This is a genomic window from Halopiger thermotolerans, assembly GCF_054654555.1.
Window position 1 is genome coordinate 155,772 of the sequence record NZ_BAAIEU010000003.1, and the last position, 14,606, is coordinate 170,377.

The window sequence follows — 14,606 nt, forward strand, 5'->3', positions numbered from 1 at the left end:
GCACGTCGGACGGCGAGCAACTCACCGGCGCCGCTCCCGCTCCTCGAACGGGTCCCGCGTTCGTTCCGCCGCTTCGGCTCGGTCGAGGTCGCGCATGCGGCGTTTGTACTCCCAGTAGCTGCCGACGCCGAACAGGCCGCCGACGACGATTCCCGTCACGACCTCCCCGCGCGTCGTGAAGTACAGGAGACCGAGCGCGCCGATCAGCACGGAGAGCCGCATTCCCCACTTCGCGACCGTTCGCTGTGTATTAGTCGTTCCCATAGGCCGGATTCGAAAACCAGCCATACAATCCTTACGCCTGTGCCGCGGGCCGTCGCTCTCGAGCGGCGTGGCGCCGAAACTCGCGCCGTCGGTTGCCGTGTTCCGCACGTTTATGTGATTCGTTACCGCTGTTCGAGACGATGTCCGACGAGCCAACGCTTCGTACAGTCGCGGATGCCGACGCGTTCCGGATCGGCGCCGCGCTCGATCCCGACGCGCTGCGCGTCGACCCGAGTTACTGGAAGACCGCCAAAAACGAGTTCAACGCGATCACGCCCGAGAACGCCCTGAAGATGGGGCCGCTCCGCCCGTCACGTCACACCTACGACTTCGAAGACGCCGACGCGATCGTCGACTTCGGCAACGAGCACGACATGTACGTCCGGGGCCACACGCTCGTGTGGCACAATCAGAAGCCCGACTGGTTCCAGGCCTGGGACTACACCCCCGACCAGTTGCGGGCGTTCCTGCGCGACCACATTCACACCGTCGCCGGCCGCTACCGCGCGAAGATCGACGCCTGGGACGTCGTCAACGAGGCCGTCGCCGACGACGGCTCGCTGCGCGAGACCGTCTGGTCGGACGCGCTCGGCGAGGACTACCTCGCGGACGCCTTCCGGTGGGCCGACGAGGTCACCGACGCCGACCTCTACTACAACGATTACGGCGCCGACGCGGTCAACGCGAAGTCCGACGCCATCTACGACCTCCTCGAGGACCTGCTCGCCGACGGCGTGCCGATCGACGGCGTCGGCCTCCAGTTGCACGCGCTGGGCGACCACCCCGAACCGGCGTCGATCGCCGAGAACGTCGAACGCTTTCAGGATCTCGGACTCGATGTGCAGATCACCGAGATGGACGTCGCGTTCCACGCCGGCGAGGCGCCGGCCGACGCCGACGAGGTCCAGGCCGACTACTACCGCGAGGTCGTCGAGGTCTGTCGCGACGCGGGTTGCGATACGATCGTTACCTGGGGCATCCACGACGGCAGCTCCTGGCTGCGCAGCTTCAAGGACTTCGGCGAGCGCTACACCGGCGATCCGCTGTTGTTCGACGATCGATACGACGAGAAGCCGGCCTACGACGCGGTGAAGGGGGCGCTTGCGGACCGGTAGCGCTCGAGTCGATTACGACTCCTCCTCGTCGCCCCGCAGCAGGGCGTAGCCAGCGAGTCCCGAGAGGCCGGCGAGTCCCGACGCGACGCCGAGACCCGGAACGCTGTCGCCGTCGGCGCTCTCACCGTCGGCGTCACCGCCATCGCTTTCGCCGGCCCCGTCCTCGCTCCCCTCGTTTCCGTCAGCGTCACCGCCGCCGTCGCTCGAGTCTCCGTCGCCCGCGTCACCGTTGTTCGAACCGCCGTCGCTCGAGGCGCCCTCGAGCGCGAGTTCGACGGTCGTGCCGTCGTCCGAAACTGTCGCCGTCGTCGTCGTTTCCACGCCGTCGTAACGGGCGGTGACCTCGTACTCGCCCTTGAACGCCCGCGTTTCGTAGACGCCGCTGTCGGTCTCGCCCGTCTCTTCTGTCCACCACTCGTCGAAGACCAGGTTCGTGTAGTAGTCGTACGCCGGTTTCGGGTTCCAGTCCGTATCGAAGAGGACGCCGTCGGGCTCGGAGCCGTCGAAGTCTGGCGCCCAGTGGACGCCGTCCCAGTGGCCCCACACGAGGAACGACTCGGTGTCGGGGTGGCTGAACCACGTCTTCAGGAACTGGTAGAGGTACTCGCCCTGCGCCTCCGGGTCCTCCCAGTCGCCCTGGAAGGTGTCGAACTCCGTCGCGCGAAAGCCCGCGCCGTAGCCCTCGTAGCGCTCGAGATCCTCGAGGATCTCGTCGGGCGCGAGCCGCTCGTCGTCGGCGAAGTGACACTGGAACCCGATCCCGTCGAGGTCGACGCCCCGCTCGTCCACGAGGTACTCGATCTGGCGCTCGTACCTGGCCTGCGTCTCGTCGTAGCCGCCCTCGAGCGCGTTGTAGTCGTTGACCGCGATGTCGACGCCGTACTCGGCGGCGACTTCCTCGGCCCGTTCGTACCAGTCGCCCACGATTTCCGCGGTGGCCGGATCGACGTCCTCGCCCTCGACGGCCTCGATCATCGCCGTCGCGTGGAGGACCTCGTTTTTGACCTCCCACTCCGCGACGTCGTCGCCGTAGTGGGAGATGATCGCCTCGATGTGCTCCATCGACCGATCGACGACGTACTCCGGATCGCGGTCGGGATCGGTCGCGCCGCCGGCCTCCCACTTGACCCCCATCGCCTCGACGACGTCTGCCGGGATCGCCCAGGCGCCGACGTTGCCCCACAGGCAGACGTGCCCGCGGACCGTCATGTCCCGCTCGACGGCCCAGTCGACCGCGGTATCGGCGATCTCTCGATTGTTCTCGTTCTCCCACTGGTTCCACTTGTGGAGGTTCTCGAGGACGACCGTGTTGAACAGTTCGTCGACGGTCCGTCGGTACTCCTGCTGGTCGTCCTCGCCGAACTCGGTGCCGTCGGGCGCCTCGAGCGGACTGCCCCACTCGGTTCCCTCCGTGAGGAACTCCGCGTGGATCATCGTCCCGAAGTCGTACGCATGGGCCTGCATCGCGACCTCGACCTCGGCGCCGTCGATCGCGTTCCCGTCGGCGTCGGTGACCGTCACCTCGAGGTCGGCGGTTCGGTGTTCCTCGATTCGCTCCTCGGCCGCCGCCTCCCAGTCGCCGTCCTGTGCGGGGCGCGCCGAACGCGCGCCCGCACCGATACCGGATCCCAGCCCGCCGGCGACGCCCAACGTACCGATAGCACCGAGTATCGGTCGCCGTCGCACGGTCCGCCGTCTAGTCCCGTCGCTATCGTCCGTACTGCCGTCTGGCATGACACTGAATTGTTATTGGCTATCGATTATAATAGTTACCGATGGAGAGTGCGACCGGTGCGTTGTCGCTCGTTCCGTCGCCGACCGAACCGCGGTAACGAGGAACGTTTTTACCGCTGGTCTCACTCATGGGCACACGAATGTTCGACACCGACCACGACGACTGCTGGCTCCGGTACGAGCGCGTCGACGACTCGAAACTCGCGTCGTACCGCCGCCGGCTCACCCACGCGTACGTCTCCGAGGGCGCGCCGGAACTGGGCGCCGTTCGCGCGGAGCTCCGGACCGCCCTCGAGGGGATGCTCGGCCGGGAACCGCACCTCTGGCAGCACCCACCCCGATCGGTCGATAACTTCCTCGTGATCGGCCACCCCGAGGAGATGCGGCCGATTCACCAGACGATCGACCCCGACGAGGTCTGGGACCTCCACGAGGATGGGTATGTCATCCGTACGGTCCAGTGGGAGGGGCACGACTGTACCGTACTCACGGCCCCGAACGACCGCGGGTTGGTCTACGGCACCTTCCACCTGCTGCGGCTCGTCGCGCTTGGCGAACCGATCGACGACCTCGATATCGTCGAGGAGCCCGCGAACGACTCCCGGCTCATCAACCACTGGGACAACCCGTTCCGCCGCTCGGTCGAACGCGGGTATGCCGGCCAGTCGATCTTCGACTGGGAGCGCCTGCCCGACCTCCGGGAGCGCTACTACGACTACGCGCGCTTGCTCGCGTCGGTGGGCATCAACGGCGTCGTCCCGAACAACGTCAACACGGGCATCCCCTCGCGGCCGACCGCCAACGACGCCGTCGCCGAGCGGGCCGGCTGGCAACTGCTCGAGACGGAGAACCTCGAAAAGCTCGAGGCGCTGGCCTCGGTGTTCCGCCGCTACGGCATCCGGATCTACCTCTCGGTCAACTACGCCGCGCCGATCCGGCTGGGCGACCTCGAGACGGCCGATCCGCTCGATCCTGAGGTCCGGCAGTGGTGGCAAGACAAGGTCGACGAGATCTACGAACTCATCCCCGATTTCGGGGGCTTCCTCGTCAAGGCCGACTCCGAGGGGCAGCCGGGCCCGTACGACTACGACCGGAGCCACGCCGAGGGGGCCAACGTCCTCGGCGAGGCCTTCGAGGGCCACGACGGCCGCGTCTGGTGGCGCGCGTTCGTCTACTCCGAGCACGACGACCGCGCCGTGCAGGCCTACGAGGCGTTCTCCCACCTCGACGGCGAGTTCCACGACAAGGTCACCGTCCAGATCAAGAACGGCCCGATCGACTTCCAGCAGCGCGAACCCGTCTCGACGCTGTTCGGCGCGATGCCCGAGACGAACCTCGGCTGCGAGCTCCAGATCACTGGCGAGTACACCGGCCAGGGCGTCCACGCCACCTCTCACGTCCCGATGTGGAAGGAGGTCCTCGAGTTCGACACCCACGCCGACGGCGAGGGCACGCCGGTCAAGGACGTGCTCGCGGAGCGAGCGGGGCAGGGCGTCGCCGGCGTCGGCATCGTCGGCGAGGACCCGAGCTGGACCGGCAACTACCTCCTGCAGTCGAACCTCTACGGCTTCGGCCGACTCTGTTGGGATCCCGACCTCGAGTCGGAAGCGATCATCGCAGAGTGGGCGCGCCAGACCTTCGGCCGTGACGAGGCGGTTGTCGACACCGTCACGGAGATCCTGCTCGACTCCTGGCAGGCCTGCATCGACTACCACACCGGCGGCCTCGGCCTGATGCACATGATGTACAACGGCGAGGAGGCCCTCGAGAACCACTACGACCCGGCTCCCGAGGAGTGGCCGGAGTACGTTGGCGCGACCGCGGACGGCATCGGCGTCGACCGCACTTCCGAGGGCAGCGGCTACGCCGCCCAGTACCGCGATCCGATCGCGGACCGCTACGACGACCCGGAAACCTGCCCCAAGGAACTCCTGCTGTTCTTCCACCACCTCCCCTGGGAGCACGAACTCGAGGACGGCCGAACCGTGATCCAGACGCTGTACGACAACTGCCACGAGGGCGTCGAGGCGGTCCGCGAACTGCGCGCGAAGTGGGAGTCGCTCGAGGGCCTCGTCGACGAGCGCCGGTATCGCCACGTCGCCGAGCGGTTCGACGAGCACGTCGTGCAGGCCGAGCGGTGGCGCGACAGGCTCTGCGAGTACTTCTACGAGCAATCGGGCGTGCCGGACGAGAAGGGCCGCGTTCCGCGGGAGTAACACCGGCGTCCGTTCGGGTCTCCGTCTCGAGTCGCGCTGTCGTCGCGAGTCGAACCCGCGACGGGGAGCGTGGAGCCGGCGAAAAGAGCTGCGGACGGTTCGACGACGTTACTCGAGATCGGAGCGACGGATCCGCCACTGGCGCAGGACCTCGGTGCTGTAGGTGAGCGCGTAGATGGCGACGTACCCGATCAGGCAGATGATGAGCGCGACCATCGTGTACAGGGCCAGGAACCCGGCCGCCGAGTTCGCTCCGAGGGTACTGGCGATCACCGAGAGCGCGAACAGGACGCACGCGACCGGTAGCAGCGCCAGCAGGTACGGATGTTCGAACCGCTCCATGTAGACGTCGATCATACTAACGAAATCCGTGTCCGTCCTTATCAATCATGCGGTCTTCCACCACACCGATCGACCGCTCAGTGCGGTTCGCGGTCGCTGCGAGCGTGCCGTGCGGGACGTTCCCGCACGTTTATCTACGTCGAACCGGTAGTCGCGTCCATCGATGTCAGGTTCGCACTCGCACCAACCGTCCAGTTTCAGCCAGCAGATCTGGCTGTGGATGTTCGCCCTGTCGGTCACGTTCCTGCTGGTGCTCGGCTGGGCGTTTCTCCACCTCGAGCCGGGAACGCCCTCCTACGTCATCGGACAGGTGAGCGCGATCGCCCTGTCGGTCACGGCCGTCGGGACGGGGCTCGTGCTGTACTCGGACTGGCAACCGTTCTGAGCGGCGATCGACGCGGACTCGAGTCGGACGCTCGGTACGGCCTCGCGGCGTTCAATCGTCGTGACCGCCTGCAGCGTGAGAAGCGTGAATCGGTTCGGGACGGCCGGTACTAGTCGGCGGCCGAGGAATCGTCGACGACCGACGACTCCTCGAAGGCGTCTTCCTCGGCGAGTTTCTCGCTCTCCCAGTACTCGTGATCGGGGTTCTCGCGGAAGCACTTCGTCTTGTGGGGCTGGTCGCTGTCGCTCTCGTAGAACTCCGGCGCCTGCTCCCGGCACGCCTCGCGGGCCTTCGGACAGCGCGTGTGGAACCGACAGCCCGACGGCGGGTTCGTCGCGTCCGGAATGTCGATCTGTCGGACCGGCGGCGACTCGCGCATCGCCTGTTCGGCCTGCTCGGGGTCCAGTTCCGGCGTCGCCCACTGGAGCACCTTGGTGTAGGGGTGTTTGGGGTTCTGGATGATCTCTTCGGCGGTGCCCAGTTCGACCAGTTCTCCGAGGTACATCACGCCGATCTTCCCCCCGGACTTGCCGGCGAGGTAGCGGGCGTTCGCCAGGTCGTGGCTGATGAACACGAACGAGGTGTCGAAGATCTCCTGCATCTCGAGGAACAGGTCCATCACGCCGATGCGCAGGGAGACGTCCAGCGCCGAGACCGCCTCGTCGGCGAGGATGACCTCGGGTTCGACCAGCAGCGCGCGGATCAAGGCGACGCGCTGCTGTTCGCCGCCCGAGAGCTGGTGGACGTACCGCTCGGCGTAGTCCTCCGGCGGACTGATCCCGGTCCGCTCGAGCATCTTGAGGATCCGGCCGCGGCGCTCGGCGTAGTTGAGTTCGGGGTGCCACCGCTTGAGCGGCACCTCGAGGTTCTCGAGGACCGATCGGTAGGGGTTCAGCGCGGAGCCGGGGTCCTGGTGGATGATCTGCAGCGAGCGGCGGATCTCCTCGAAGGTGATCTCGTCGTCCTCGCCGTCGCGGACCTCCCAGATGTCGTGGCCGCGGTACTCGACCGAGCCGTTCGTGGGGCGGGTCAGCCCGACCATCGTCTTGCCGAGGGTCGTCTTCCCGCTGCCGCTCTCGCCGACCAGCGCGAGGACGTCGTTCTCGCCGAGGTCGAGATCGATGTCGTCGACAGCGTGGACGGTCGGGTCCTCCTCGAGGCCGAGCCGATCGGTGAGCCACGACGGCGTGACCGAGTTCAGCATCGAGGAGTCCTCGAAGTGGACGTCGAGGTCGCGGACGGAGATGACGGGGTCGCCGCTCATTCGTCGTCACCCCCGAACGAGAGCGGAACCGCGTCGTCGGCCTGCTCCCAGTAGTGACACCGGATCTCGTGCTCGTCGTTGACCGCGATGAACTCCGGATCCTCGACCTCGCAGCGGTCGTCGCCGAGCGGGCACCGCGGGTGGTACGAACACCCCTGCGGGTGACTTATCGGGTCCGGACTCTCGCCCTCGATCGGCTGCATCTCGTCGAGCGAGATCTCGAGGTTCGGCGTCGACTTGAGCAGCGCTCGCGTGTAGGGATGCACCGAGTTGCCGAGTATCTCGTTGGCCTCGCCGACCTCGACGAACTCGAAGGCGTACAGCACCGCCAGCCGGTCGGCGAACCCGGAGACGATCGGCAGGTCGTGGCTGATAAAGACGAGCGTGACGTTGTACTTGTCCTTGATGTCGTACAGCAGGTTCAGAATCGATCGCTGCATCAGCAGATCGAGCGCGGCGGTCGGCTCGTCCATGACGAGCACCTCCGGCTCGAGAATGAGGCTCAGCGCGATCAGCGCGCGCTGTTTCTGCCCGCCGCTCAGCTCGTGGGGGTAGGAGTTCAGCATCCGGTCGGGCTCGAGGTGGAGATCGGAGAACAGCTCCCGGGCCCGCTCGAGTCCCTCCGCCTTGTCCCAGTTGTGGGCCTCGAGCGTCTCCTCGAAGTGCTCCCCGATGCTCATCGTCGGGTTGAACGCGCTCATCGCGCCCTGGAACACCATCGAGATCTTCTCCCAGCGCAGTTCGCGCAGTTCCCACGGCTCGAGGCCGAGGACGTCGATCTCGCCGCCGTCCTCCGGATAGAACGTGATCTCGCCGGTGAGAATGCCGGGATCGACGACGGCGTCCAGCAGCGCGTCGGCGAACATCGACTTCCCGCTGCCGCTCTCCCCGACGACGCCGAGCGTCTCGCCCCGATAGATGTCCATGCTGACATCGTTCAACACGTTCGACGTCCCCTTGTCCATCTCGAACCGGACGTTCGCGTTTCGAACCGTGATGACCGGGTCCTGTTCGGTTCGGCTGCTCGTCTCGGCCGTATCGAGTGCGTTACTTGACATCGTCGCTCACTCCTCCGTCCGGAATGTGCGATCGATTGGCGCACATGGTGTTGCGGTCCACGAACCGATGGCACGTGACATTCGATACCACGTTTGGGCTTTCATCATATATATCATTCCATCGAACGAAGCCGCGGGGTTCGGCGAAAATGGCTCCGGAGACGCCGGTCGGGGGCGTGGGAGGCTGCGCCGCGTGACGAACTGGCATCGCGTACTGGTCGGCGGAGCACGCACATAACCGTAGCGATTTATTGTGTCCGACCGGTAACGCTCGCTCATGGGCGTAGCCGACTTGCAGTCGTATCTCGAATCGTTTACCCGCCGAGAGTGGCAGGCGTCGTCCGACGACGCCGGCCCCGTTCGGTTCGCGCTGGTCGGACTCGGCTGGTGGACCAGAGAACGGGCGATGCCGGCGATCGAGAACTCGACGTTCTGCGAGACGACCGTCCTCGTCAGCAGGTCGGCGGCGAAAGCCGAACGCGTCGCCGCCGACCACGACGCCGTCGAGGCGGGCCTCTCGTCCGAAGCGTTCCACGACGGCGCCGCCGTCGACGCCTACGACGCCGTCTACATCTGCACGCCGAACGCTCGCCACCTCGAGTTCGCCGAGAGCGCGGCCGCCCACGGCAAGGCGGTCCTCTGCGAGAAGCCGATGGAGGCGACCCTCGAGCGCGCGGAACGGCTCGCGGACGCGTGCGACGACGTCCCGGCGATGATCGCGTACCGAATGCACACCGAGCCGGCGGTCAGACGCGCCCGCGAACTCGTTCGCGCAGGTGCGATCGGGGAGCCGGTCCACGTCCACGGCAACATGTCCCAGTCGATCGCCGGCTGGGGCCCCGATCAGTGGCGGCTGGATCCCGATCTGGCCGGCTACGGGACGAGCGTCACCGATCTCGGGATCTACCCGCTCAACACGACGCGGTTCGTCCTCGAGAGCGATCCGACCGCGGTTCAGGCGATGATGGACTCGAGCCACGAGTACTTCGCGGACGTTCCCGACGAAGTCGCCGCGTTCAACGTGACCTTCGAGGACGGAACGCTCGCGAGCTGTACGGCCAGCCAGCACGCCCAGCTCGATAGCTTCCTGAAGATCGTCGGGACGGAAGGGTCGCTGGCGGTCGAACCCGCCTTCCACATGGAGAGCAGCCTCCGGGCGACGATCGGCGAGACGACGGTCGATCTCGAGACGCCGCAGGTCGATCAGATGGAGGCGGAGTTCGACTACTTCGCGGACTGTCTGCTCGACGGCCGCTCGCCGCACGCGACGCCCGAGCACGGACTCGTCGACATGCGGGCGATCGAGGCGATCTACGAGGCGGCCGAGCGGGGTGAGACGCGGTCCGTCTGAGCGCGAGGGTCGGTTCGAACGGATCGTCGCTGCTCAACCGTGTGTGTGAGACACACTCGAAACATTTATAATGTATTATATTACACATTAGGGCGATGCCAGCAGACAACCAGCGTAAGGAGTATCTGTCGCGTCGAACGATGTTGGCCCTGACCGGTGCAACGGGAACGGCGGCGCTCGCGGGCTGTTCCGGCGGCAACGGTGACACTCCCGACGACGTCGTCGACGACGGCACCGAGGAGATCGAAGCCGACGTCCCGGAGAACTACGAGGAGGACATGACCAAGGCGGTGCCCGGTAGCGGCGCCAACCCCTACAACGGGGAGTACATCTTCAACCCGTACCACCAGCTCTGGAACTCCGGCGACGTTCAGGAGATGGGCTTCGAGTACCTCTCGGTCTACAACACCGACATGGGTGAGTACGTCAAGCGGGTCGCCGAGGACTGGTCGATCGGCGAGGGCAACCTCACGGAGATCCAGATCAGCGAGGACTACGGCTGGCACGACGGCACCGACGTCACGGCCGAGGACTTCGTGGCGAAGATCCGGATGGACGGCTACATGCAGATGGGGATCGAGCAGTACGTCGATCCCGACGAGGGCGTCCGCGCCACCGGCGATTACACGTTCGAGATCGAACCGCGGGACGACTACACCGACCTCGAGCAGGGGCTGTGGCTGTCGCAGTGGGCCGAGACGATCCTCACCGTGTCCGCGGATCAGTACGGCGACTTCCTCGAGCAGTTCGAGAACGCGGGCTCCGAGGAGGAGCGACGGTCGGTCCAGGAGGAGGTGATCGGCTTCGAACCGGAGTGGAACGAAGTCAAGTACTCGGGGCCGTTCTTCTTCGCCACCGCGAACGAGGAGTTCGCCCATCAGGTGCCGAATCAGAACCACCCGATCGCACAGGAGTGGGGCTTCTTCCTCGAACAGGGTCGCTACGAGGAGGAGGAGGGGCTCCGCTCGGGCGACGTCGACTGGCTCCACAACGATCCGACCCTCGAGAACCTCCCGGACAAGTACGACTCGCCGCCGGTGTCGTACTCCGGTCAGTCGCTCGCGATCATCTTCGGCAGCCAGGACGAGTACATTCGTGACTACCCCGCCGTTCGAAAGGCAATCGCGTACGCCGTCGACATGCCGAACATCGCGGACGTGACGGCGCCGGGGACCCCGGTCGACGAGTACTCGGCCGGTATCGACGCCGGATACGTTCAGAACTTCGTCTCCGAGGACGTGCTGGACGCGATGCCGAACTACGCGCCCCAGGACACCGAGACCGCGGCGAGCCTGCTCGAGGAAGTCGGCTTTACGCGGAACGGGGACGGCATGTGGCAGACGCCCGAGGGCGAACTGTGGACGCTGAACTTCCCCGTCGGGAACTGGTTCGAGACGCACTCGGAGATGGTGTACAACAACCTCGCCGAGTTCGGCATCGACGTCGACTGGTACGTCCAGGAGATGCCCACCTGGCAGTCCGAAGTCCAGAACGACCTCGCCTACGACCTGACCATCCATCTGAACTACGGGATGGCGCGCCAGTACCACGCCCACGCCGACCTGTACAGCGAGATGTACAGCACCACGCGCGGGATCTACGAAACCGATCGGAACCTGTTCGGCGAGGAGGTCGAGGTGCCGGAAGTCGGCAACCCCGAGGGTGACACGGTTACGATCAACATCCCCGAGGAACTGCAGGCCCTTTCGACGGCGAGTAGCGACGAGGCGGTGAAAGAACACGCCGGCCGCCTCGCCTGGGCGCACAACCAGCTCCTCCCGGGTGCGATGATCTTCCCCTGGAGCGAACACTACTGGGTCAACGCCGGAGAGTGGAACTTCGATCTCGACACCAACGACTGGCTGACCTCGAACCGGATCACCCACTACTTCCTCGAGAACGGCCTCGCACCGGAGTAACCGTCCGAACCGCGATCCACACGCCTCGAGTGGATGCGGTCGCGACCCGAACCGACCGCCGATCGTCAGCACTCGTTTTTGCGCCGCTTCGAACCGTCACCGCCACCGGTACGCGTCAGTCGCTCGCGGATAGGCGAATGCGTGAATCCCGTCGAACGAGACGCGGGGCGTTTTCGTCGCCGGACGACGCTCGACGCCGCGTCCCCGTCCGTTGCGTCTAGCCGCCGGGACGTTCTCTTTCGCATCCACCGCAGTGGCCGTTGATTGGATCTGCTATCGGTGCTGACGCAACCACCGGAGTCATAGCCAACGCTATCCAAAACTATCGGATAGTTTCCGATATTGTCGGAGATCGTCCTTCACAAATTGGACCTAGATAGCCCAGCGCTCAGATTTACAGATGTATGATTGTAATAGATGGCGGCGCTATTACGATAGTACCCTCGTAATAACGAGAGACGGATAATCATAATGGTCGTCGATTATGTAGAACCGAGTATGTAGTGATAGTAAGTGACGAATACGGCCGTATATACGACTACAGCGTTCGTAGCACCGGTTTCGACTTTTGACGGTGCTTCTTCCAATATGCTCGGAAAACGTTTGACGAGACGGCAAATGAGATATAAGGGTGGCCGATAATACACCCTGTATGGACAGTCCGGAGCGGGAAACGTCTGAGCGGCGAATTCAGTCGCTCGAGCGGGGATTCGAGATCGTAGAGTACCTGTATCAGGAGGGCGAGACCACGGTTTCGGAGTTGGCGACCGAATTGGGGACCTCGACCAGCACCGCACACATCTATTTGAAAACGCTCAGCGACATCGGATACGTGGTGAAAGACGGACCGGCGTACTCCCTCAGCCACCGATTTCTTCGGTTTGGCACGAAGACGCGGGAGAAATCGAAGATCTACCAGGCGGCGCAATCGGAGGTGGATAAGTTAGCGGCGGAAACGAGCGAAGTGTCCGCGCTCGGCGTTTCGGAGCGCGGGCAACGCATTCTGCTGTACAAGGCGGAGAGTTCCGAGGCGGTGTACGACAATCCGCCCGTCGGCGAGTACACGTACATGCACTGGACGGCGCTCGGGAAAGCCATACTCGGCCACCTCCCGCGGGAACGGGTCGAGGAAATCGTTACGCAGCACGGATTGCCCGCCAGAACGCAACAGACGATCGATGAGGAATCCGAACTGTTCGCCGAACTCGAGACGATCAACGAAAACGGCTACGCGATCGAAGACGAGGAACGGTGGAACGGAATCCGCTCGGTCGCGGTACCGCTTTTCGACGACGACGCCATCGTCGGTTCGATCTCCGTCTCCGGGCCGAAGCACCGATTCGACCGCGACCGAATCGAATCGGAGTTGCTCGACCACCTTATGCGGGCAAAAAACGTGATCGAAGTGCGGCTGGCACACGAATGACGGCCGCTCACCGCTACCGCCTCCTCGCCGGAACGGCGACCGGCGATACGCTCCGGTGGGACGGGTTCGGGGACTCGGCCCGGCTGTCCGAGGGTCTCGGCGGTCGCGGCGATCCGACGCTCGGCAGTTACGTGCGGACGGACGACCGCACGACGACGCGGTCGACCGAAACAGTTTTGGGGTTGTCGTTGACGTAGTTAAACCAATGGGTAGCATTTCGTACGTGTCCCGTCGGACAGGCACTCAGCAACGCGACGATCCACTCGGTACCGGCCGACGGGCGACGGCCGACCGCTGAACGCGTAGACGATGTACGCATACATCCCGTCTACGGACACGCACCTCTCTCGGCATCCCGGACCGGCGCTTCACCGGCGAACGCTCGACGGCCGCGTGGCGACGTCCGCTGGGTGGCAGTTACAGCACGCGAGCGACGATCGCGGAGACCGCCCGGCCGTGAGTGTTCCCCGGTCCCTCGAGCGTCCCGACCGGTACTGCTACAGTCCGCTGACCAACTTCCGCAATGAGACCTACAGATGACTGACGAATACGACATGAACCCGACAGTAATGCTCCCGCCGAAACCGGATCGGCGGTGGACCATCGCCAAGCAGCTCGGCCTCGACACGGCCGTCGTGCGCTTCTGGGGGGTCGACGAGTGGTGGTCGTTCGACACGCTTCAACACACCGCCGCCCGCTTCGAGGATCACGGCTTCTCGCTGGACGTCATCGAGGACCGGCCGCCGATGGAGCGGACGGTCCTCGGCAAGGAGGGGCGCGACGAGGAGATCGAGACGGTGCAGACGCTGATCGAGAACATGGGCCGGCTCGGGATCGACACCTACTGCTGGGTCTGGAGCGAGAACCCGATCGGCGTCGTCCGAACCTCGGACTCGCTCCCGGGGCGGGGCGACTCCCAACGCATCGGCTACGACCACAAGTGGATGGAGCGGGCGCCCGACCACGAAGCCGCCGACATCACCGAAGCGGAACTGTGGGAGAATCTGGAGTACTTCCTCGAGGCGGTCATGCCCGTCGCCGAGGAGTACGGCGTCAACCTCGCCCTGCATCCGGACGATCCGCCGACCTCGCCCGTTCGCGGCGTCCCCCGGATCGTCCAGTCCGTCGACGACTACCGTCGCATCCTCGACCTCCACGACAGTCGACGCCACGGCGTCACGTTCTGTCAAGGGAACTTCTCGGCGATGGAGGGAGACACGATCGAAACCATATACGAGTTCGGCGACCGGATCCACTTCGTCCACTTCCGGGACGTCGAGGGCGACGAGCAAAACTTCGTCGAGACGTGGCACGACGAGGGCCCGACCGACATGAAAGCCGCTATCGAAGCCTATCGGGAGGTCGGCTTTGACGGGCCGATCCGTCCCGATCACGTCCCGCGGATGATCGGCGAACAGGACCGCGAGGACGCGATGGCCGGCTACACCGACATGGGCAGGCTGTTTGCCATCGGCTACATCAAGGGCCTTCTCGAATGACGGCTCCTCGACTCGATTCGTCGATACGCCGGC

At 65.1% G+C, this 14,606-nt stretch carries 13 protein-coding genes; 8 read left to right on the forward strand and 5 right to left on the reverse strand.

What is annotated here, in order from left to right; all coding sequences use genetic code 11:
- Positions 1–21: 21 nt before the first annotated feature.
- Entirely contained in the window at positions 22–264 is a 243-nt protein-coding gene (locus ACYQ26_RS06005) for a hypothetical protein (protein WP_459807953.1), read from the reverse strand.
- A gap of 140 nt (positions 265–404) precedes the next feature.
- On the opposite strand from ACYQ26_RS06005, the gene ACYQ26_RS06010 reads away from it, so the two are divergent.
- The gene (locus ACYQ26_RS06010) at positions 405–1,379 is read left to right on the forward strand and encodes an endo-1,4-beta-xylanase (protein WP_459807954.1); all 975 of its coding nucleotides are present in this window, start codon (positions 405–407) and stop codon (positions 1,377–1,379) included.
- A gap of 12 nt (positions 1,380–1,391) precedes the next feature.
- On the opposite strand, the gene ACYQ26_RS06015 is transcribed toward ACYQ26_RS06010, so the two are convergent.
- Positions 1,392–3,113 carry an endo-1,4-beta-xylanase gene (locus tag ACYQ26_RS06015; RefSeq protein ID WP_459807955.1) on the reverse strand — a complete coding sequence of 574 codons (1,722 nt, stop codon included), beginning with the start codon at positions 3,111–3,113 and terminating at the stop codon, positions 1,392–1,394.
- A 140-nt stretch (positions 3,114–3,253) separates the two neighbouring features.
- Between ACYQ26_RS06015 and ACYQ26_RS06020 the strand changes: the two genes are divergently transcribed.
- On the forward strand, positions 3,254–5,329 hold the full coding sequence (locus tag ACYQ26_RS06020; protein ID WP_459807956.1) for an alpha-glucuronidase family glycosyl hydrolase: 2,076 nt from the start codon (positions 3,254–3,256) through the stop codon (positions 5,327–5,329).
- Positions 5,330–5,437: 108 nt separating this feature from the next.
- Here the strand turns inward: ACYQ26_RS06020 and ACYQ26_RS06025 are convergent, their stop codons facing one another.
- Positions 5,438–5,686 carry a hypothetical protein gene (locus ACYQ26_RS06025; protein ID WP_459807957.1) on the reverse strand — a complete coding sequence of 83 codons (249 nt, stop codon included), beginning with the start codon at positions 5,684–5,686 and terminating at the stop codon, positions 5,438–5,440.
- Between the two features lie 148 nt (positions 5,687–5,834).
- Here ACYQ26_RS06025 and ACYQ26_RS06030 point away from each other — a divergent pair, with 148 nt between their 5' ends.
- Complete coding sequence (locus ACYQ26_RS06030; RefSeq protein WP_459807958.1) at positions 5,835–6,056, forward strand: hypothetical protein; 222 nt, start codon at positions 5,835–5,837, stop codon at positions 6,054–6,056.
- A gap of 109 nt (positions 6,057–6,165) precedes the next feature.
- On the opposite strand, the gene ACYQ26_RS06035 is transcribed toward ACYQ26_RS06030, so the two are convergent.
- Both ACYQ26_RS06035 and ACYQ26_RS06040 read right to left on the reverse strand, forming a co-directional pair.
- Positions 6,166–7,320: an ABC transporter ATP-binding protein gene (locus ACYQ26_RS06035; RefSeq protein WP_459807959.1), complete on the reverse strand. Its 1,155-nt coding sequence runs from the start codon at positions 7,318–7,320 to the stop codon at positions 6,166–6,168.
- Complete coding sequence (locus tag ACYQ26_RS06040) at positions 7,317–8,378, reverse strand: ABC transporter ATP-binding protein (protein ID WP_459807960.1); 1,062 nt, start codon at positions 8,376–8,378, stop codon at positions 7,317–7,319. Before ACYQ26_RS06040 ends, ACYQ26_RS06035 begins: the two co-directional genes overlap by 4 nt.
- Positions 8,379–8,655: 277 nt before the next feature.
- Here ACYQ26_RS06040 and gfo6 point away from each other — a divergent pair, with 277 nt between their 5' ends.
- From gfo6 to ACYQ26_RS06065, 5 genes are all read left to right on the forward strand, one after another.
- A complete protein-coding gene (gene gfo6 / locus ACYQ26_RS06045) occupies positions 8,656–9,729 on the forward strand; it encodes a D-xylose 1-dehydrogenase Gfo6 (RefSeq protein ID WP_459807961.1) in 1,074 nt (357 codons plus the stop codon).
- 95 nt (positions 9,730–9,824) lie between these two features.
- The gene (locus tag ACYQ26_RS06050; protein ID WP_459807962.1) at positions 9,825–11,648 is read left to right on the forward strand and encodes an ABC transporter substrate-binding protein; all 1,824 of its coding nucleotides are present in this window, start codon (positions 9,825–9,827) and stop codon (positions 11,646–11,648) included.
- Between the two features lie 652 nt (positions 11,649–12,300).
- Positions 12,301–13,074 carry an IclR family transcriptional regulator gene (locus ACYQ26_RS06055; RefSeq protein WP_459807963.1) on the forward strand — a complete coding sequence of 258 codons (774 nt, stop codon included), beginning with the start codon at positions 12,301–12,303 and terminating at the stop codon, positions 13,072–13,074.
- The gene (locus ACYQ26_RS06060) at positions 13,071–13,271 is read left to right on the forward strand and encodes a hypothetical protein (RefSeq protein WP_459807964.1); all 201 of its coding nucleotides are present in this window, start codon (positions 13,071–13,073) and stop codon (positions 13,269–13,271) included. The genes ACYQ26_RS06055 and ACYQ26_RS06060 overlap by 4 nt, the downstream gene beginning before the upstream one ends.
- A 357-nt stretch (positions 13,272–13,628) precedes the next feature.
- A complete protein-coding gene (locus tag ACYQ26_RS06065) occupies positions 13,629–14,573 on the forward strand; it encodes a mannonate dehydratase (protein ID WP_459808286.1) in 945 nt (314 codons plus the stop codon).
- Positions 14,574–14,606 lie beyond the last annotated feature (33 nt).